This is a genomic window from Flavobacterium artemisiae, assembly GCF_042678225.1.
Classification (GTDB): domain Bacteria; phylum Bacteroidota; class Bacteroidia; order Flavobacteriales; family Flavobacteriaceae; genus Flavobacterium; species Flavobacterium artemisiae.
On record NZ_JBHUDZ010000007.1, the window covers coordinates 287,343 to 306,534 of the forward strand.

A 19,192-nucleotide genomic window follows, 5' to 3' on the forward strand; every position below is an offset into this window, starting at 1 on the left:
CAGCTTTTTCTTATAAATTTACGCCTGAAAAAATACCACCCATGAAACAAATCAAAGCCATTATCCTATTGCTTCTAGGATCTACCGCGACGATACAGGCGCAGGAACTAGACGCAAATCTACAAATTCGACCGCGTTTTGAATACCGAAACGGCTACAAAACCCTTTTGCCAGAGGGGCAAAAAGGTACATCACAAATCTCGCAGCGTTCTCGTTTAAACTTCAATTACAAGCAAGAAGATTTAATCGTAAAATTAACGCTTCAAAACACCAGAACTTGGGGAGATGTTGCAACAACAGCCACAGCAGATAAAAATGGTGTAGCCATTTTTGAGGCTTGGGCGCAATATAACTTTACCGAAAAATGGAGCGCCAAAATGGGACGTCAAGTACTATCTTATGATAATCAGCGTATTTTAGGTGAGCAAGACTGGGGACAGCAAGCACAAAGCCATGATGCGTTAACCGTATCATTTCATACCGAAACACAGAAATTAGATTTTGGAGGCGCTTATAACTCAACTGCCGAAAATGTACTGCAGACACCTTATAATGTTGCCAATTACAAAGCATTGCAATACGCATGGTACCATAATCAGTTTAGCGAAAGTTTTGGAGCCAGCTTTTTAGTATTAAATACGGGTTATGAATATGCTCCTAATCCAAATCCAGACAACAAGCTGTTAGTCGACTACAAACAAACTTTTGGACCTTATTTAGCTTATAAAACGAGTAAAATAGACACCAATTTTTGGTTGTACGGACAAACTGGAAAAAGCACCGATTTACAAGTTAGTGCCTGGAATGCTGCCGCTAATTTTAATTATAGTATAACTGAAGCTTTTAAAGCTGGTTTGGGTTATGAATTTTTATCTGGAAAACGCACAAATGATGCAAGTACTGTAATCAAATCTTTTAACCCAATCTTCGGAACCAACCACGGATTTAACGGTTATATGGATTATTTTTATGTTGGAAATCACTTAAATAATGTAGGACTGCAAGATGCTTTCATAAAATTAAATTACAATATCAACAAATGGCAGTTTGCGTTAATGCCTCATATATTTTTAGCAGCTGCTGATGTTGTTACGCCGGTAAATGAAAAATTAGATTCGTATTTAGGAACCGAGATTGATGCAACTTTTGCTTACAACTTTAAAAAAGACATCACGGTTACAGGAGGTTATTCGCAGATGTTTGGCTCTAAAACACTGGAATTTATTAAAAATGGAGATGCTGATCATACCAACAATTGGGCTTGGTTAATGATTTCTGTGAATCCAAGAATTTTTAGCTGGAAAAAATAATTTTTCTTTAAAATTAACGTATATATTTTACCCTTTTCTTATTTCGGAAAAGGGTATTTTTTTAGATGAAATAAAAATTTGTTATTTAATTTAATTACTTATATTTGAGCCGATTATGAACCCCCAATTCTATCCTGATGAAACCATTCTTAAAATTATCAATGTTAGCATTTGTTGCTACTCAAACAGGCATTGCCCAAAAATACAATGATGCCTTAATTTCGAACAACTCCGAAATTAATTTTGCTAAAACACAAAAAAGAGGAATCAAGAAAAACAACATTATTTATTATGTTGAAAACGATTTACAAACTATTTCTGCCTACAAAAGAAGTAAACTGAAATGGCAGACTAATGTAATTTCTGTTTGCGGAAAACCAAAATTAGGAGAAGCTCAAATAAGATACGTAGGTTATAATTCTAACAAGCTGCTTATCGTTATGGGAAAACATCACTTTGCAGAAATTGATATAAACAGCGGTCAAACAACGCTTGTTGGTTAAGACTCTGTATGTAATCAACAATTATATATAATTTACTACCCTTTTTCATGTTTTGAGGAAGGGTATTTTTTTGTCATAACTTTAATATCAAAATAATTATATTTGATATTCATTTTAATTGCAAATATGAAGAAAATCGGTTTTCTCATACTCATTACATCATTCATCCTTTTTCCAAGTTGTAAAAGGAAAATTTCTGATTTAGAATTTGAAAAAGAGGTAATGACCGAAATATTTCCAAGCCTAATTGATTCAACTTGTATCGACATCAGGTTATTTACCAACTTTCCGCCTAAATACGGTGAATCAATTTTTGACAAAACAGGACATTATATTGGCGTTGACAGTACAAAGGCAACAAAAGAACAAAAGCAAAAATTATTAGAGTGGAAAATTAATACCGAGAAAATTAAAAGAGATACCTCTAAAATTATAATCGCATTTGATTCCATAATAAAATCCAGCGACGAAGATTTAAAGGAAAAGCTTGAAAAACATTTTAAAAACGTAAAAGCATTTGTTACGAAAGAAAAAGTTCAAAATGAATATATTCTTGACTTTAAAAAAATCAAACTCAATAATAGATTCGAATTAAGAAATATAAATCAATTTCCTAAAGAAAGAGATAGATTTTGGTTAACTAAATACAACTTCAACTTTTCAGGCGTTGTTTTCTTTACTCGTATAGAATTTGATCAAAATAAAAAGGTTGGGGTTTTAGACGCTGGTTTTGTTTGTGGGAGACTTTGTGGACAAGGCTTTAGGATTTATATAAAAAAAATAAATAAAAAATGGATTATTGAAGAAATCGAAGAAACTTGGATTTCATAAATGTCATTTAAACTTAATTTAATCAATGAACAACACTTGGACTCAAAGATGGGACGATCGTTATAAAAGTGAAGAATTTGCATATGGCGAAGCTCCCAATAATTACCTTAAAGAACAAATAGAAAAATTAAATCCTAAAACAATGCTTTTCCCTGCCGAAGGCGAAGGAAGAAATGCTGTTTTTGCAGCAAAATTAGGCTGGGAAGTTTCAGCATTTGACATTAGTGAAGAAGGTAAAAACAAAGCACTTCTTTTAGCCAAAAACAATGATGTTTCAATTGATTATCAAGTTGGAGAATTAGAAACTTTAGATTTCGAAGAAAACCAATTTGATGCGATTGCTTTGATATATGCCCATTTTCCAGCATCAATAAAATCAAAAATTCACCAACAACTTGATAAACTTTTAAAGAAAGACGGCATAATTATTTTTGAAGCTTTCAGCAAAAAGCATTTAGAATACGTAACCAAAAACGAAAAAGTCGGTGGTCCAAAAGATATCGAATCATTATTTTCAATAGAAGAAATAAAAGCAGATTTTCCGAATTATGAAATCATCGAATTAGAAGAAAAAGAAATCGAACTCAACGAAGGTTTATTTCATAACGGCACGGGTTCTGTAATTCGATTTGTGGGGAGAAAAAAATAAATAATTCTTTTTAACACATAGAATCATAGATTTACAATACTCAAAGAAGACATTTCATTAATATCAATTCACATAGCTATGTGTAAAATTGAGATTTTTACAATTATCTAAATTTAGAATTTAAAAACCTATGTTTTTATGTGTTAAAGAAGACGCACTGCAGTGCGTCTCTACAATAAATACATTATAAATGTACATGGCAAAACCTTTGCAACTTTGCCCCTTTGTCACTTTGTCCCTCATCAAAAATACTTATGCTCCATAATCTCAGATCGTAATTCTGAAATTCCTAAAATCCCAACGCGTTTTCCTTCCGTTTTAATAAGCGATTCTTTTTTAAGACTTGATAAAATTCGAATTGCTTGTTCTTCAGTAGTTCCAGCAAAGTCTGCAATTTCCTTTCGCGAAAGCTTAATATCAATCAAACCATTTTTTTGTCCGAATTTGCGGTGAATATAAAGCAGTAAATCAATGACACGTTCGCGGACATTCATGTGTGCAATTTTGCGAATATTGTTTTCGCTTTTATTTAGTTCTTCGGCGTAAAATAACATTAGAGCATAGGTAAATTCTGGAATATGCTGTAGAATTTCAATCATTGTTTCATTACTGAAATTGCATAAAACAGTATCTTCCAATGCATAGGCTCCAATCAAATAACGCTTACTGGTTCCGAATCCCCGGAAACCAATAATATCACCATTTGTAGTTAAGCGGACGATTTGCTCACGACCGTTAATTCCCGTTTTAACCGTTTTGGCTTTTCCTTTACAAATAAAATAAAGTCCCTGTAAAGGCGCACCTTCCGTAATAAATGGATCCGATTTTTTGCAGATAATGTTTTGTTTTTTAGAAATATAAGTTGTCATCTGCTCTAAATGCAGGTGTTTCTTGATAAAACAATTTTCATTGACGCAGGAATAACAAACGGTTTGCTCTTCTTTCATGAGTCCTAAATTTTCAGCGATTAAAAACTAAGTTGTTGTTCCTCATTTATTTTCATCAAAAATAAAAAAATAAATCTAAAAAATACGTATTAATACGTAAAAATACTTATTTTTGCTTAAGTACTTTTTCTAAAGTCAAACCATTAACTAAAGTAGTATCTCTAAATAGAACTCTAATGCAAACTACGAAGATCAAAACTACCTGTTCCTACTGCGGCGTTGGCTGTGGTATAATCGTAACAAACGATTCTAAAAATGGCGTTATGGTAGATGGCGACAATGATCATCCTGTAAACAAAGGAATGTTATGTTCTAAAGGAAGAAATTTGCATTACGTAGTTAATGATACTTCTGACCGAATTCTATATCCCGAAATGCGTGGGAGTAAATCGTATCCGTTGGAACGCGTGAGTTGGGATACGGCACTTGATCGTGCTGCAGCTGTTTTTTCTTCTATTATAAAAAAACATGGACCAGACAGCGTTGGTTTTTATATTTCGGGTCAATGTTTGACTGAAGAATATTACTTAGTAAACAAACTCGTAAAAGGTTTTTTGAAAACCAACAATATCGACACTAACTCCAGACTTTGTATGAGTTCGGCAGTTGTTGGTTACAAAAAGACTTTTGGAGAAGATTCTGTTCCAATTGCTTATGATGATATTGAACTGGCAGACACTTTTTTAATTACAGGTGCAAATCCTGCTTGGTGCCACCCTATTCTCTTTAGACGACTTGAAAAGCATAAAGAGAAAAATCCGAAAACAAAAATAATCTGTATTGATCCGCGTCGCACCGATACTGCCGCTTTCGCTGATTTACATTTGCAGATTATTCCAGGTTCTGATATTATTTTATATCATGCCATTGCCAAACGCATTATCGAGAAAGGTTATGTAGATCATGATTTTGTAAAGAATCATGCTGAAAACTTCAAACAATATAAAGATCTCGTTTTAAGTACTTCCCTCGAAAAAGCGTCTAAACTTTGCGGCATTTCTGTACCAGACATCAAACTCGCCGCCGATATTATCGGAAAAGCAAAAGGATTTATTTCGCTTTGGGCAATGGGACTTAATCAGAGTGCCGTTGGTGTCGATAAAAATACCGCTTTGCTGAATTTGTCTTTATTAACAGGACAAATAGGAAAACCGGGTTCTGGTCCATTTTCATTAACAGGTCAGCCCAACGCTATGGGCGGACGCGAAGTTGGCGGCATGGCAACACTTTTAGCAGCGCACAAGGACATTGCAAATCCTACACATAGAAAAGAAGTTGCGGATTTTTGGGGCGTTGACGAGATTTCAGATAAACCGGGTTTAACGGCAACAGAAATGTTTGAAGCTTTAGAATCGGGAAAAATGAAAGCCGTTTGGATTATCTGCACCAATCCGCTAGTGAGTTTACCCGATTCGAGAAGAGCCGAAAAAGCGCTTCAAAATGCTAAATTCGTAGTTGTTCAGGATATTTCGCATAATGCTGATACCGCTAAATTTGCTGACCTTCTTTTGCCTGCAGCTGGATGGTTAGAAAAAGAAGGAACGATGACCAATTCGGAGCGTCGTATTTCCTATTTGCCAAAAGGAATCAACGCACCAGGCGAAGCACTTCCAGATATTGAAATCTTAATTCGCTTTGCTAAAAAAATGAATTTCAACGGATTCAATTTCAACAGCGCCGAAGAAGTTTACAAAGAGCATTGCGCATTGACCAAAAACACGAATATTGATATTTCGTTCTTAAATTATAACCGTTTAAAAAACGAAGGCACTTTTCAATGGCCTGTTCCAGATTACAATCATCCGGGAACGCCGAGATTATTTACAGACAAAAAATTCTATACACCTTCGGGAAAAGCGATTTTTAACTTACCCGTTTCTATCGAAAATACATCAGTTCCGCCAAATGCCGAATTTCCATTTATTCTAACGACAGGAAGAATCCGCGATCAATGGCATACGATGACGAAAACCGGAAAAGTCTCGAGATTGTTAACCCATATTCCAAGTCCAGTTTTAGAAATAAACCCGATTGATGCTTTTAAAAACGATATTAAAAACGGCGATATTGTGGTTGTTTCAAGCAAAAATGGAGAAGTTCGCGTAAAAGCAAAAGTTACCGATTCTATCAAAGAAAAAGTCCTTTTCCTGCCAATGCATTGGGGAAAACAGCTTGAAAATGATTTAAATAGAACCAATAATTTAACGAATACTGTTGTCGATCCTGTTTCAAAAGAACCTGATTTCAAGTTCACAACCGTTTCGATTAAAAAATATGTAAAACCGTTTCAGAAAATTGCGATTGTTGGCGCTGGAGCAGCTTCGTTCCGATTCATTCAAAACTATCGTGAATTCAATTCAACTGATGAAATTATTGTTTTTTCGAATGAAGTAAATCCGTTTTACAATCGCGTTTTACTTCCAGAATATATGACGGGAGAATTTACTTGGGAACAGCTTTTAAAAGTAAAAGACGGTGAAACTTTCAATAAACTAAAAATTACGATGAAAGCTGGAGTTTCTATTGATAAAATAGATACTAAACTAAAAACGATTACAGACAGTCTAGACGAAATTCATACTTTCGATTCTTTGATTTTAGCAACCGGAAGCCGTCCTTTTGTTCCAGAAAATGCGCAGCTTCATCTTCCTGGGCGTTTTACGGTTAGAAGAAAAGAAGATGCCGATCGTTTAAAAAAACATTTAGACAGCACGAATCTTCCGCCAGAAGAACAACATGTCGTTATTATCGGCGGTGGGTTATTAGGATTAGAATTGGCTGCAGCTTTAAAACATAAAAAAGTAAAAACTACGATTATTCAGCGTGCTTCTCGTTTAATGGAACGTCAATTGGATAGAATTTCAAGCAAATTATTGGCCGAGGAAGTACAGCTTCGTGACATTCAGATTTACTTTGATAATGAAGTCAGCACCGTTTTTGAAACCGATAATCCGAATGAAATTGAAATTGCTTTAAAAAGCGGTAAAATCATTACCGCAAACGCGATCGTGTATACGATTGGAACGATTCCGAATATTGAAATTGCCCGTGAAAGCGGTTTATTGTGCGGTCGTGGCGTGAAAGTAAATCAGTATTTACAAACTTCAAATCCAGATATTTTTGCCATTGGAGAAATAGCTGAATTCGAAAACAAACTTTTCGGAATCACTTCTGCCGCCGAAGAGCAAGCGAATATTTTGGCAAATTTCCTTGCGGGCGATATCAGCAGTTATTACAAAGGTTCTATTTTAATGAATATTCTAAAATTAGAAGACATCAACCTTTGCAGTATTGGCGATTTGACAATTCCAGAAAATGACGATTCGTATGAAGAAATTGTTTTTACCGATTTGAAAAAACGTTATTACAAAAAATGCATCGTAAAAGACGATCTTTTGGTCGGAGCGATTTTAATGGGCGATAAAAACGAATTTGCCGAATTCAAAACGATGATCGAAAGCAAAATCGAATTGTCAGACAAACGAAATACGCTTTTAAGAGGAAGCTCAAACGCAAAACCAGTTTTAGGAAAATTAGTTTGTTCGTGCAGTCAAGTCGGCGCTGGAAACATCGAAGAAACTATTAAAAGCGGTGTGAAAGATTTTACCGAATTGTGCAAAAATACTGGTGCTGGTTTAGGATGCGGAAGTTGTAAAACAGAAGTTAAGGAGATTCTTGCAAAGTGTAGATAGGTTGTTTTGGTTGTTTCAGGTTAAAAGTTCCACAGTTTGTCATTCCGAGGAACGAGGAATCTTCACAAGTAGCTCGACAAAGCTTGGCTAATTTCGTTGCGGAGTTTCTTGCGAAGATTCCTCGTTCCTCGGAATGACAAGATTGCGGCCAAACCTGAAACGTAAAACTTGAAACAAAAAAAAACTGAAACCTGAAACTTGAAACAAAGAAAACCTGAAACAAAATAAACAAAATGGAACTAACAAGATTAATAGTAAAAGGAGGCGTTATTTCGCCGGGAGAATTACGAGAAGTGGTAAATATCGCTTTTGAAGAAGGTTTAGATTCTATTTCCTTTGGTTCCAGACAGGATATTATTTTTCCGCAGGGATTTAAATCTTTGGATAAAACCACTTTAGGAAAACATCATTTTGTTTATCCCGATCAAAAAAGCGGGAACAATATTGTTTCTTCTTATGTTTCGACTGATATTTTTAGAAACACGAATTGGCTTACTGGAAACCGTTTTTTATATGTTTTGGAAGAATTTAAAGAACAGCCAAAACTGAAAGTCAACATAACCGATCCGAAGCAGCAATTGGTTCCTTTGTTTACGGGACATTTGAATTTTATTGCTTCTGAGCATGAAGATTATTGGTATTTGTACATTCGTCTTCCGAAATGGGAGAAAATGGAAGTGTACCCCGTTTTGGTTTACAGTTGGGATTTGGCGAAGATTTATTACGAAATCGAAAAGATTTCTGAAGAAGATTCGCTTAATGTCGAAATGCTTTTTACATTGGTAAGTGAAGCTTTAGATACCAATAACAGGACAATCGACAAACCACTGAATATTCCGTTTTATCCATTTCCCTATTATGAAGGAATGAACAGAATGGGAATTGATCAATATTGGCTTGGTCTATATTGGCGAAATAATTTGTACGACTTGGATTTCCTGAAAGAAATGTGCGATTTGTGTTTTGAATGCAAAATCGGTAAAATCTGCATCACGCCTTGGAAATCCTTCATTATAAAAGGAATTCCGAAAGACCGAAAATTGGAATGGGAAAAATTCTTAGGAAAACGCGGCATCAACGTTCGTCATTCTTTATTAGAATTAAACTGGCATTTACCCGTTGCAATGGAATGGGCTTTGAATTTGAAAACATTTCTTGTTCGTACGCTCGACCAATTCGACATTAGTACTTATGGACTAAATTTCGGCATTTCAGAATACAATCGTGAAGGACATTATTTTACTTCAATTGTGATTGAAAAAAACGAACTTCCGTCGGCTCTAGAATCGATTAAAATCAGAGATACTTACAATGTTTTGTTTGCTAAGAATTTCGACCCAAATACGAGAGAATATTTAGTGCACTCTCAAGATATTGATAAACTGGAACTTCCGACAATTTTGATTGAATTAAGCCGAAAATATTTTGAAGAACTCGGAAATTCAGTTTCGGAAACAACAGAAAACAAACAGAAAAAAGAAAAGCCGCAACTAGATATTTACCAATGTCAGGAATGTTTAACGCTTTACAATTCTGAATACGGAGACGAGACACAAGGCATTCCTAAAGGTATTTTATTTGAAAATCTTCCTGAAACTTATTGCTGTTCTCTTTGCGAAGCTCCAAAAAGTAATTTCAGGATTCTGGAAGCTGTTGAACAATAAAATTTTCTACGAAAAGCTTAACATTTCCGTATTTAAATATTACGTATATTTAGCTTAACATAGAATTAATGTTTTAAAAACATACTTTTTTCTAGGCATTAGTTCTCAATTCTAATCTATTTTACTCAATAAAAATATAGTTATGATAAAAAGAACAACCAGAAATACAGCAGTTACTAATACTGACACAACCGCAGAAACGCCGACTGAAACTGTGGTAGAAAACACAACAGAAACGCAGCCAGAAGTAAAAACAACAGTAAGAAGAACGACCAAAACTGCCGCAAAAACTCCAGCTGCCACGGTTAAACCTGCAGCAAAAACTCCTGTACGTGCTGCCACTAAAGGAGCACCTAGAGCTACAGTTAAAAAAGCGGCTGCAACAACCGAAAAAACGGAACCAATCGTTTCTGAAATTGTAGAAATTCAAACTGAGGACAATAATAAAAAAACTGTTGAAGAAGTCAGCGGAGAACTTGATCTTTCTCTTTTAAAGCCAAATAAAGCAAAATCGAAAGACAAAGACAAAGAGAAGCTTAAAGCCAAAAAAGAAAAGGAAAAGAAGAGAGAAAAAGTAATAAAAGCTGTTATCAAAAAATTAGAAAAAGCTAAAAAAGCAAAACTAAAAGCGGCGGAAAAGAAAAAAGCAAAAGCTAAAAAGTCAAAAGAGAAAGCAAAAGCTAAAAAAGCTGCTCAAAAGAAAGCTATAGCTTTGAAAAAGGCTAAAGCAAAGGCTAAAAAGAAAAAATAATTCTAGAAAAAGGTTTGGCTTTGAAAAAAGTTGAACCTTTTTTATTTCATCGCACGATTTGTCATTTCGACCGAAGGGAGAAATCACACCAGTAATTCCACATGCAAAATCGCCAATCTTTGTCAAGCTTCGTTTGTGATTTCTCCCTTCGGTCGAAATGACAAACGGTACGTGAACTTTGACAAAGTTTTCTCGAAACCATTACCCCCCAATCGCAATCATACTGCGGTTATCAAAATGCAAAGCAGGATCATCCATTTCAGAAATACTCACCATTCCGGCGCGTACTTTTTTCTTGTTTTTTAGAGAATGAGAAATCAATTCTTCAATTGATCCTCCATTTCTAAAGGCAGTCAGCAAATCGGTTTCTGAATTGGAGAAAAGGCAGTTTTTAATTTTTCCATTTGCCGTCAAGCGGATTCTGTTGCAAGAATCACAAAACGGATTTGTAATCGAACTAATGATTCCGAAATCGCCCTGAAAACCTTTTATTTTATAATTTCTGGAAGTGAAGTTTTTTTCGTCTTCTAATTTTTGAATTTCCTCTGATGAAAAAGCAGTTGAAACCTGAGAAAGAATTTCGTTTTGCGAAACCATTTTGCTTCTATCCCACTCGTTTCCGGCAAAAGGCATAAATTCGATAAAACGAATTGAAATTGGCAGAAATTGAGTCAGTTTTACAAAATCGATGATTTCGTTTTCATTAAAACCTTTCATCAAAACAACATTCACTTTTACTTTAAAATCACTATTTAGAAGTAAATGCAAATTATCAATCACCTTTTCAAACTGATTTCTCAGCGTTATTGAATGAAATTTAGAAGAAACCAAAGTATCTAAACTCAAATTGATTTTGTTGACGTTAAATTGCTTTAAGACATCAATATGACGGTCTATTAAGATTCCGTTTGTGGTTATAGAAAGCGAAACTTCTAGATCTGACAATTTAGATACAATTTCAGGAAAATCTTTTCTTAATAGAGGCTCTCCTCCTGTTAATCTAATTTTATCAACACCGTTTTTTACGAAAGTCTGGGCAATTGCAAAAATCTCATCGGCCGTCATTAAATCGGCTTTAGGGGACAAGGCAATTCCGTCGGCAGGCATGCAGTACGTACAACGCAGATTGCATTTCTCCAACAGCGAAATACGCAAATAATTGTGTTTTCGCCCAAAATCATCCGTTAAAACCGTGTTAGAAGTTGTCATGATTTTTACCTTTTAAAATATGAAAAACGTGCAAGAGATGTGGAAAAACGGCATCCATAGATTCTCTCGCTCCGTTTGTTGAACCTGGCAAAGCCAAAACTATTGTTTTACCTAAAGTTCCTGCAACTGTTCTCGACAACATTGCGTATGGCATTCTTTGCTGTCCGTAATTTCGAATTGCTTCTTCAACCCCTGGAATTCGGCTTTCTAATAAGGGTTCCAAAGCTTCTGGCGTTACGTCTCTCGGTGATAAACCTGTTCCGCCCGTGAAAATAACTAGCTGATTTTCTTTAGCGAAAGCTTTTGTTTTTTCCTGAATGATATCCAATTCGTCTGGAATAATTTCATAATGTGACGTTTCGACGCCGCAATTATCTAATTTTTCTACAATAACTTTTCCCGAACGATCTTCTTTTTCGCCGGCAAAAATAGAATCAGAACACACAAAAACGGCCGCTTTAATTGTATTTGAAAATTTATTTTTAAAAGACGATTTCCCGCCTTCTTTATTAATCAGTTTTATAGTCGAAATTTCGATTTCTTTATCGATTGGTTTCAACATATCATACATCGTTAAAGCAACAATTGACGCACCGTGCATGGCTTCGACCTCAACTCCCGTTTTGTAAACGGTTTTTACTTTGAAAATAATATGAATTTCTAAACCTTCAATTTTATAATTCACAGAAGTAAATTCAATGGGAAGCGGGTGACAATCTGGAATCGATAAATGCGTATTTTTTACCGCAAATAAGCCAGCGGTTTTTGCCATTTCCAAAACATTTCCTTTTGGCACAAGATTTTCCTCAACAGCTTCAATTGTTTCGGGTCTGCTGACTTTCACAACTGCGGTTGCTGTTGCTTCTCTTAATGTGCTTATTTTATGCGTAATATCTACCATTTTAGGTGTTTTGTTTCCAAGTGAATGTATCGTTTTCAAACAATTCTTTACCAAAAATCGGCACATCGGTTTTAATCCAGTTTACGATTGCTTCCGTCGCTTCGTAAACTTGTTTTCTTCTTTCGGCAGAAACAAAGACAAACAAACAGATTTCGCCTGCTTTTACAACGCCTAAACTGTGGTAAATGTGCATGCAGGTTAAATTGAATTTAGCGAAAGCTTTTTCACGAATCGTATACAAAGCTTCATTCGCCATGTCTTTATAAGCCGAATAATCGATTGCTACGACGGTATTGTCGTGAATGACATCGGCACGAACTTGTCCCAGAAAAATATTATGCGCTCCAATTGTGTGTTTCGATTGATGTTTGGCAATGGACTCCGCAATAAATTCGGGAGAAATTGGTCCTTCTACAAATACATTTTTACTCATTTTTTTTATTTTTTTTTCGCCACAGATTAAAACGATTATTTGGATTTTTTCTTTTGCCACTAATTACACTAATTTCCACTAATTTAAATACTTAAAAAATAATTCGTGCACATTCGTGTAATTCGTGGCAAACATTTACGGAGAAAAAATCCTTATAATCTGTATAATCTGTGGCTATATTTTTTTTCTGTCACAGATTGAAAGGATTATCTGAATTTTTTCTTTTTCCACTAATTACACTAATTTCCACTAATTTAAATACTTAAAAATTAATTCGTGTAGATTCGTTAATTCGTGGCAAACATTTACGTAGAAAAAATCCTTATAATCTGTGTAATCTGTGGCTATGTTTTTTTTCTGCCACAGATTGAAAGGATTATCTGGATTTTTTCTTTTGCCACGAATTACACTAGTTTTCACTAATTGAAATATAAAAAATAATTCGTGCACATTCGTGTAATTCGTGGCAAAAAAAACGCAATATTGTCATTTCGACAAAGGAGAAATCTTCGCAAGAAACTCCACAATCTTTGTCAAGCTACTAATGAATATTCTTTGTTCCTCAGAATGACAAACTAGACAAACATCTTTTTAATCTATAGCTATATCTTTTCTTCTTTTAATATTTGTTTCATTGCCAAAGCACCGCCAGCTATACTTTTTACATTTTGAAATCGGTGTTTCTGAAGCAATTCGGCTGCTATTTTGCTTCTGATTCCAGACTGGCAGAAAACGTAAATAGTTTGTTTTTTATTCAGTTTTTTAATTTCGTTTTCTAAATTCATTAACGGAATTTGTATTTGATTTTTTAACCTGATTTTTGGCGATTCGTCTCTATTTCGAACATCCAAAAACAAAACCTCATCATTATTAATTTCTTCAAAAATCGATTCAAAGTTTATTTCCTGAATCTGGTTTTCTTCTGAATTATATTTTCTCTCAAAATCTTCTTTTGTTATTTCAAGATTGGAGCTTTTTTCAAAATCATATTGCTGTTGTTCATTCTTTAGAATATTATAAACCAGTATTTTTCCGCTCAAAACTTCTCCAATTCCGATAATCATTTTGATAACTTCATTGGCTTGAAACATACCTATAATTCCAACTGTAATTCCAATTACGCCAGCATCTTCACAATTTAATGCGTTGGTATTTTCATCAGGATACAAACATCTGTACGTTGGTCCATTTTTAAAATTAAAGACCGAAACTTGTCCCTGAAATCTAAAAATCGATCCGTAAACCATTGGTTTATTGGTAACCAAACAAGCATCATTTATTACATATTTTATCGAAATATTATCTGTTGCGTCAACAATAATATCATATTTTTCGAATAACGAAACGGCGTTTTTTCCCGATAATTTTTCAGCAAAAGCGCTAACTTTTATTTCTGGATTTAATTCCGAAATCATCCATTTAGCTTCTTCCGCTTTCGATTTTCCAACGGCCGAAGTTTTATAAATAACCTGACGATGCAGATTTGAAACCTCAACAACATCATCATCCACAATTCCGATTTCACCAATTCCAGCCGACGCTAAATAAGGTAAAATGGACGCGCCCAACCCGCCCGCGCCAATTACCAAAACTTTGGCTTTGGATAATTTCTGCTGGCCTTCCACTCCTATTTCGGGAAGAATTGTTTGTCGGTTGTATCTTGTTGATTCTTTCATCAATATTCCTTTCGGCATAATTATTTTAACACATAGAAACATAGTTTTTCCAACTTTAAAAAAGGCGTTTCACTAATTTTAAATGCACATAGTTTACTATGTGTGAAAACTTGTTTCTTCTCCTCTCTTTTTTCAACACAAAAAACTATGTTTCTATGTGTTAAAATATTTTCATTTCAAATTATCCTCCTGCAAATGGCGGCAACAAAGCAACAATATCACTGGTTTGTAAGTTATAATCTACTGTTTTCGAAACTATTTTTTGATTTACTGCAACGCTGAAAGTCAAAGATTCGAATTCATATTTTTCGTTTAAATCACTCAAAAGTTTTTGCAATGATAATTCTTCCGAAAAAGATAGTTTTTCGAACTCACATTTTGTTTTTTCAGCTACAGCTCCAAAATATTTTATCTCAATCATTTTTATAAATTTAAATTTTGAAAAATGAATTCATCATCAAAATGTTCCTGAAAATATTCCGTTAATTTTGATGTATTTTTCACCACTTCGCCAATCACAATAATTGCGGGCGAAGAAATATTTTTTTCGGATACCAATTTAGTAATTGTACTTATAGTTCCGATTACTTTTTGCTCTGTTTTTTTTGTTCCGTTTTGAATAATCGCAATCGGTAAATCATCATTCCTGTTTTCCTGATAGATTGAAATGATTTCGCCAAGTTTATGCATTCCCATCAAAATCACCACAGTCGCATTCGATTTTGAAGCCAAATGTACATCTTTTGACAATTTATGATCGGATGTTGTTCCCGTAATTACCCAAAAACTCTCGGCAATCTGGCGCTGTGTTAAACTAATTCCCGCAGAAGCAGGAACGCCTAAAGCAGATGAAATTCCTGGAACTACGGCAGTCTCCAAACCAAATTTTACAGCATAATCAATTTCTTCGCTTCCTCTTCCGAAAATAAAAGAATCGCCGCCTTTTAAACGCACAACATGACCATAACGATTCGCCATCGAAACGATCAATTCGTTAATCTGATCCTGCGTGTAAGCGTGACATCCCAAACGTTTTCCAACAAAAACAATCTCTGCATTTGATGCATATTCCAGTAATTCTTCGTTTACCAAGGCATCGTACAAAACGACATCGGCACTTTCTAAAGCTTTTACAGCTTTTAATGTAATCAATTCAACGTCGCCTGGACCTGCTCCTACAATCGTCAATTTTGGTGTTTTAAAATTTCGCATAGTCTTTAAATTGAGTTGATATTCAGGTCATTTAATTCATCAGCCGAATTAATATTGGTTAAAGGATAGTTTTCACTTTCTTCTATATTGATAATCTGATGCGGCAGTTTCGCTAGTAAATCCATCACTCGTAATTCACTCGAATCAATCGCTTCTTTGATAACTGGAACTATATTTTTTGAATAAATCCCGATTAATGGATGTGTTTTACTCTCAGAAGCAAAAACTGTAATTGCAGCTTGTTTGGTATGTTTAGAAATTAATTCTTGCAATAATTGGGTTGAAATTAACGGAATATCACAGCTTAAAATCAAATTAAATTCGGTTTCAGAATGTGATAACGCGGTGTAAATTCCACCAAGCGGACCTTTATCTTCGACTAAATCTGGGATTTTTTCATATTCCAGATAATCATATTCTTTTGATCCTGTAATCAACTTTATTTGATCTGTAATCGGAAGAATTGCTTTTATGATATGTTCAATGAATGGTTTTTCCTGAAACAAAACCAATCCTTTTTCTGACTGCATTCTAGTGCTTTTTCCTCCGCAAAGAATAAATACTGTTAGTGTTTTCATGATATTTTTGTTTCAAGTTTTCTTTTGTCTATTCTTGCCACAGATTTCACAGATTAAAAAGATTTCCTTACATCCTTTATGTTGATTTGTTTGCCACGAATTACACTAATTTTCATGAATTATTCTTTTAAAAATATCTAATTGAAATTTGTGTAATTCGTGTAATTTGTGGCAAAAAAAATCATTTTAATCTGTGAAATCTGTGGCAAAAAAACATATTCTCATTTCATCCTTAAGGAAAAATCAATTTAATACTTGCCATTAAAATCACTGTTCCTAAAACCATTTTTAATGTTCTGTTCGAAAAAGAACCGCTTCCGTAAAAGCCTCCTAATACTCCTCCTACAACCGCAATCGGAACTAAATAAAAACTTTCCATCGGGATTGCTTTTCCTCCTAAAAAGAATCCCAACATTCCAGCAGTCGAATTCACAAAAATGAATAAACTCGAAATTGCCGCTGATTCTTTCACATTCGCCCATCCTAAAAATAATAGAATCGGACTTAAAATAATTCCCCCGCCAATTCCTAACATTCCAGATAATAATCCGATGATAAAACCAATTGCCAGAGCAAACGGAAGATTTATTTTTACTTCTTCTTTTTCTTTAAAATTAAAAACTCCAAATAATCGCAATGCGGCGAAAACCAATACAACCCCGAGAATTATTTTATAAATCGTATTATCTAACGTTATAAAACCTCCAATAAAAGCCGCTGGAATCGAAGCAATTGCAAACGGATAAAATAGCTTTGGTTTGAAATAATTATTTCGATAATAAAACAAAAACGAAATACTCGAAACAAACAAATTCAATAATAAAGCCGACGGTTTCATAATCGAAATCGGAAACGCAAAAATGCTCATCAAAGCCAAATATCCTGACGCCCCGCCGTGTCCTACGCTTGAATATAAAAAAGCAATTATGATTAGGGCAAAACTGAATAGGATTATATTTTCTGAGCTTAATAGGTTCATTTTTTTTGTTTGTTTTTTTGTTTCAGGTTTCAAGTTTTGAGCAATTTTGTCATTTCTACGAAGGACAAATCTCCTCGAGAAACTCTAAAAAGATTAGCGATTTTGTTTGTCGAGCTACTTGCGAAGATCCTTCCTTCGTCAGGATGACAAACTATGCGCACAATTCAATCTATTGCAGCTATATGTTTTTATTTATACAGTGCTCACCATGATCCACCTCAAAATCTATTTATTTAATCTTTATTCTATTCTCTTTATTCTATTGTCTATTCTCTATTTTCTAAAAAAACTTAATCAATCGGCAATAAAAATACCTCTTGACCTTCTTTATAGTTTTCAACATTTTCCGGCACAATTAATAAACTGTTGGCGACGGCGAATGTATTGAGCATTGCAGAACTTTGTCCGTTTAAAACTGTTACGTTTGTTTCGTCGTACTTTGCTTTTAAAAACAAGGTTTTTCCTGTCTCGTTTTTAATGTCTGAATTTAATTTTCGAACTAATTTTGGTTTATGAATTGCTGCAAAACCCATTCTGTTTTTAACTGCCGGCGCAACATAAATATAAAAATTAGTCAGTGACGATGCTGGATTGCCTGGCAAAGCAAATACTAAAGTTTCATTTTTAGAACCAAAGAACATTGGCTTTCCAGGTCGCTGATTGATTTTATAGAAAAGCTCTTTTACGTCGTTTTGCAATAATGCTTCTTTTACAAAATCATAATCTCCAACAGAAATTCCACCCGAAATCAGCACAATATCATTCTTTTTTAAAATCTCTTTTAAAGCTTTTTTTGTTGCTTTTAAATTGTCTTTTACTCGAAACACTTTCGTTTTTTTGATTCCTATTGTCTGCAATGCAGCTTCAAGCATTATAGAATTACTTTCGAAAATTTTTCCTTTTTTTAGTTTTTGACCAGGTTCAACCAATTCATTTCCTGTCACTAGAATGGCTGCTTTTGGCTTTTTATAAACTGTAACTTCTGTGATTCCCAGACAAGCTAAAAATCCAATTGCAGCGGGAGTTATCAGAGTATTGGCTTCAAAAACAATATCATCTTTTGCAATTTGTTCTCCTATCGGACGCACATTTGACGATTTCTCTGGCATTGTGGCAATCAAAATTGAATCTTTATTTGCCATTACGTGTTCCTGCATTACTACAGTATCCGCATCGTCTGGAACATAAGCACCTGTAAAAATTCGAATTGCCTCTGTTGCTTCTAATTTTATATTTGAATGATCGCCCGCCTGAGAAACTCCTACAATATCATACTGATGTCTGATAGTGTGTTTAAAAGCATATCCATCCATTGCTGATTGACGAAATGGAGGCATATTGATTGGAGACACTATTTTTTCTGCTAAAACATAATTTAAAGCTTTGCTCACTGCAAGTCTTTTTGTTGGCATTTTAGTGCTGTTCGCTTCAATAATTTTTATGGCTTCTTCTACTTTGATCATTCGTTTTATTTAAAAACTAAGTATTAATACTTAATACAAATATAAGTATTTATTATTAGGTTGGTTAAAAAATTCTATTTTATTTAAGTGCTTATAAAATTACTCTAATTTATTCACAATCAAATTAGAATTACTATTTCAATTTGATGAATATGAATAAAGTAATCCTTTATAAAGGCAATAATAGTTCTTTAAAAGATATAAAAAGCCAAATTACAACTTTTATTTTATCAAAAAATACGTATAAATACTACAATTTTGGCCTTCAATTAAAATTTATTTTAACATTTAACAAAATTCCAAATTCTTTGTTAAACCTTTTAAAATAAAGGCATAGAGCAAAAAAACTATTCGAAATAAAATCAGTAAAGCAGAATTTTTCAAAAAAAATGCT

The 19,192-nt window shown here is 34.1% G+C and carries 17 protein-coding genes; 7 read left to right on the top strand and 10 right to left on the bottom strand.

Annotated elements, in window-relative coordinates:
• Positions 1 to 41 precede the first annotated feature (41 nt).
• The 4 genes from ACFSC2_RS06410 (at position 42) to ACFSC2_RS06425 (ending at position 3,293) form a co-directional block, all read left to right on the top strand.
• The gene (locus ACFSC2_RS06410; RefSeq protein ID WP_379817148.1) at positions 42 to 1,310 is read left to right on the top strand and encodes an alginate export family protein; all 1,269 of its coding nucleotides are present in this window, start codon (positions 42 to 44) and stop codon (positions 1,308 to 1,310) included.
• 137 nt (positions 1,311 to 1,447) lie between these two features.
• The gene (locus ACFSC2_RS06415; RefSeq protein ID WP_379817147.1) at positions 1,448 to 1,813 is read left to right on the top strand and encodes a hypothetical protein; all 366 of its coding nucleotides are present in this window, start codon (positions 1,448 to 1,450) and stop codon (positions 1,811 to 1,813) included.
• A 126-nt stretch (positions 1,814 to 1,939) separates the two neighbouring features.
• Positions 1,940 to 2,644 (top strand): hypothetical protein, encoded by a 705-nt coding sequence (locus ACFSC2_RS06420; protein WP_379817146.1) that lies wholly within the window; start codon positions 1,940 to 1,942, stop codon positions 2,642 to 2,644.
• A gap of 25 nt (positions 2,645 to 2,669) precedes the next feature.
• Positions 2,670 to 3,293: a class I SAM-dependent methyltransferase gene (locus ACFSC2_RS06425; RefSeq protein WP_379817145.1), complete on the top strand. Its 624-nt coding sequence runs from the start codon at positions 2,670 to 2,672 to the stop codon at positions 3,291 to 3,293.
• 242 nt (positions 3,294 to 3,535) lie between these two features.
• Here the strand turns inward: ACFSC2_RS06425 and ACFSC2_RS06430 are convergent, their stop codons facing one another.
• Positions 3,536 to 4,240 (bottom strand): Crp/Fnr family transcriptional regulator, encoded by a 705-nt coding sequence (locus tag ACFSC2_RS06430; RefSeq protein WP_379817144.1) that lies wholly within the window; start codon positions 4,238 to 4,240, stop codon positions 3,536 to 3,538.
• A gap of 176 nt (positions 4,241 to 4,416) precedes the next feature.
• Between ACFSC2_RS06430 and ACFSC2_RS06435 the strand changes: the two genes are divergently transcribed.
• From ACFSC2_RS06435 to ACFSC2_RS06445, 3 genes are all read left to right on the top strand, one after another.
• Positions 4,417 to 7,932 (top strand): molybdopterin-dependent oxidoreductase, encoded by a 3,516-nt coding sequence (locus ACFSC2_RS06435; RefSeq protein WP_379817143.1) that lies wholly within the window; start codon positions 4,417 to 4,419, stop codon positions 7,930 to 7,932.
• 233 nt (positions 7,933 to 8,165) lie between these two features.
• A complete protein-coding gene (locus ACFSC2_RS06440) occupies positions 8,166 to 9,596 on the top strand; it encodes a rubredoxin (RefSeq protein WP_379817142.1) in 1,431 nt (476 codons plus the stop codon).
• Between the two features lie 142 nt (positions 9,597 to 9,738).
• Complete coding sequence (locus ACFSC2_RS06445; RefSeq protein WP_379817141.1) at positions 9,739 to 10,347, top strand: hypothetical protein; 609 nt, start codon at positions 9,739 to 9,741, stop codon at positions 10,345 to 10,347.
• Positions 10,348 to 10,548: 201 nt separating this feature from the next.
• Here the strand turns inward: ACFSC2_RS06445 and moaA are convergent, their stop codons facing one another.
• From moaA to ACFSC2_RS06490, 9 genes are all read right to left on the bottom strand, one after another.
• Positions 10,549 to 11,556 (bottom strand): GTP 3',8-cyclase MoaA, encoded by a 1,008-nt coding sequence (moaA, locus tag ACFSC2_RS06450; protein WP_379817140.1) that lies wholly within the window; start codon positions 11,554 to 11,556, stop codon positions 10,549 to 10,551.
• Positions 11,543 to 12,457, bottom strand: coding sequence for a bifunctional molybdenum cofactor biosynthesis protein MoaC/MoaB (gene moaCB / locus ACFSC2_RS06455; RefSeq protein ID WP_379817139.1), 915 nt, complete (start codon positions 12,455 to 12,457; stop codon positions 11,543 to 11,545). Before moaCB ends, moaA begins: the two co-directional genes overlap by 14 nt.
• 1 nt (position 12,458) lies before the next feature.
• Positions 12,459 to 12,890 (bottom strand): molybdenum cofactor biosynthesis protein MoaE, encoded by a 432-nt coding sequence (locus tag ACFSC2_RS06460; RefSeq protein ID WP_379817138.1) that lies wholly within the window; start codon positions 12,888 to 12,890, stop codon positions 12,459 to 12,461.
• A gap of 602 nt (positions 12,891 to 13,492) precedes the next feature.
• On the bottom strand, positions 13,493 to 14,584 hold the full coding sequence (gene moeB, locus ACFSC2_RS06465; protein WP_379817137.1) for a molybdopterin-synthase adenylyltransferase MoeB: 1,092 nt from the start codon (positions 14,582 to 14,584) through the stop codon (positions 13,493 to 13,495).
• A gap of 163 nt (positions 14,585 to 14,747) precedes the next feature.
• The gene (locus ACFSC2_RS06470; protein ID WP_379817136.1) at positions 14,748 to 14,987 is read right to left on the bottom strand and encodes a MoaD/ThiS family protein; all 240 of its coding nucleotides are present in this window, start codon (positions 14,985 to 14,987) and stop codon (positions 14,748 to 14,750) included.
• A gap of 2 nt (positions 14,988 to 14,989) precedes the next feature.
• Positions 14,990 to 15,778, bottom strand: a complete 789-nt coding sequence (gene cobA, locus ACFSC2_RS06475; RefSeq protein ID WP_379817135.1) for a uroporphyrinogen-III C-methyltransferase — start codon at positions 15,776 to 15,778, stop codon at positions 14,990 to 14,992.
• A gap of 5 nt (positions 15,779 to 15,783) precedes the next feature.
• Complete coding sequence (locus tag ACFSC2_RS06480; RefSeq protein WP_379817134.1) at positions 15,784 to 16,356, bottom strand: molybdenum cofactor guanylyltransferase; 573 nt, start codon at positions 16,354 to 16,356, stop codon at positions 15,784 to 15,786.
• A gap of 232 nt (positions 16,357 to 16,588) precedes the next feature.
• A complete protein-coding gene (locus ACFSC2_RS06485) occupies positions 16,589 to 17,335 on the bottom strand; it encodes a sulfite exporter TauE/SafE family protein (RefSeq protein WP_379817133.1) in 747 nt (248 codons plus the stop codon).
• Positions 17,336 to 17,625: 290 nt separating this feature from the next.
• A complete protein-coding gene (locus ACFSC2_RS06490) occupies positions 17,626 to 18,798 on the bottom strand; it encodes a molybdopterin molybdotransferase MoeA (protein ID WP_379817132.1) in 1,173 nt (390 codons plus the stop codon).
• Positions 18,799 to 19,192: the final 394 nt, after the last annotated feature.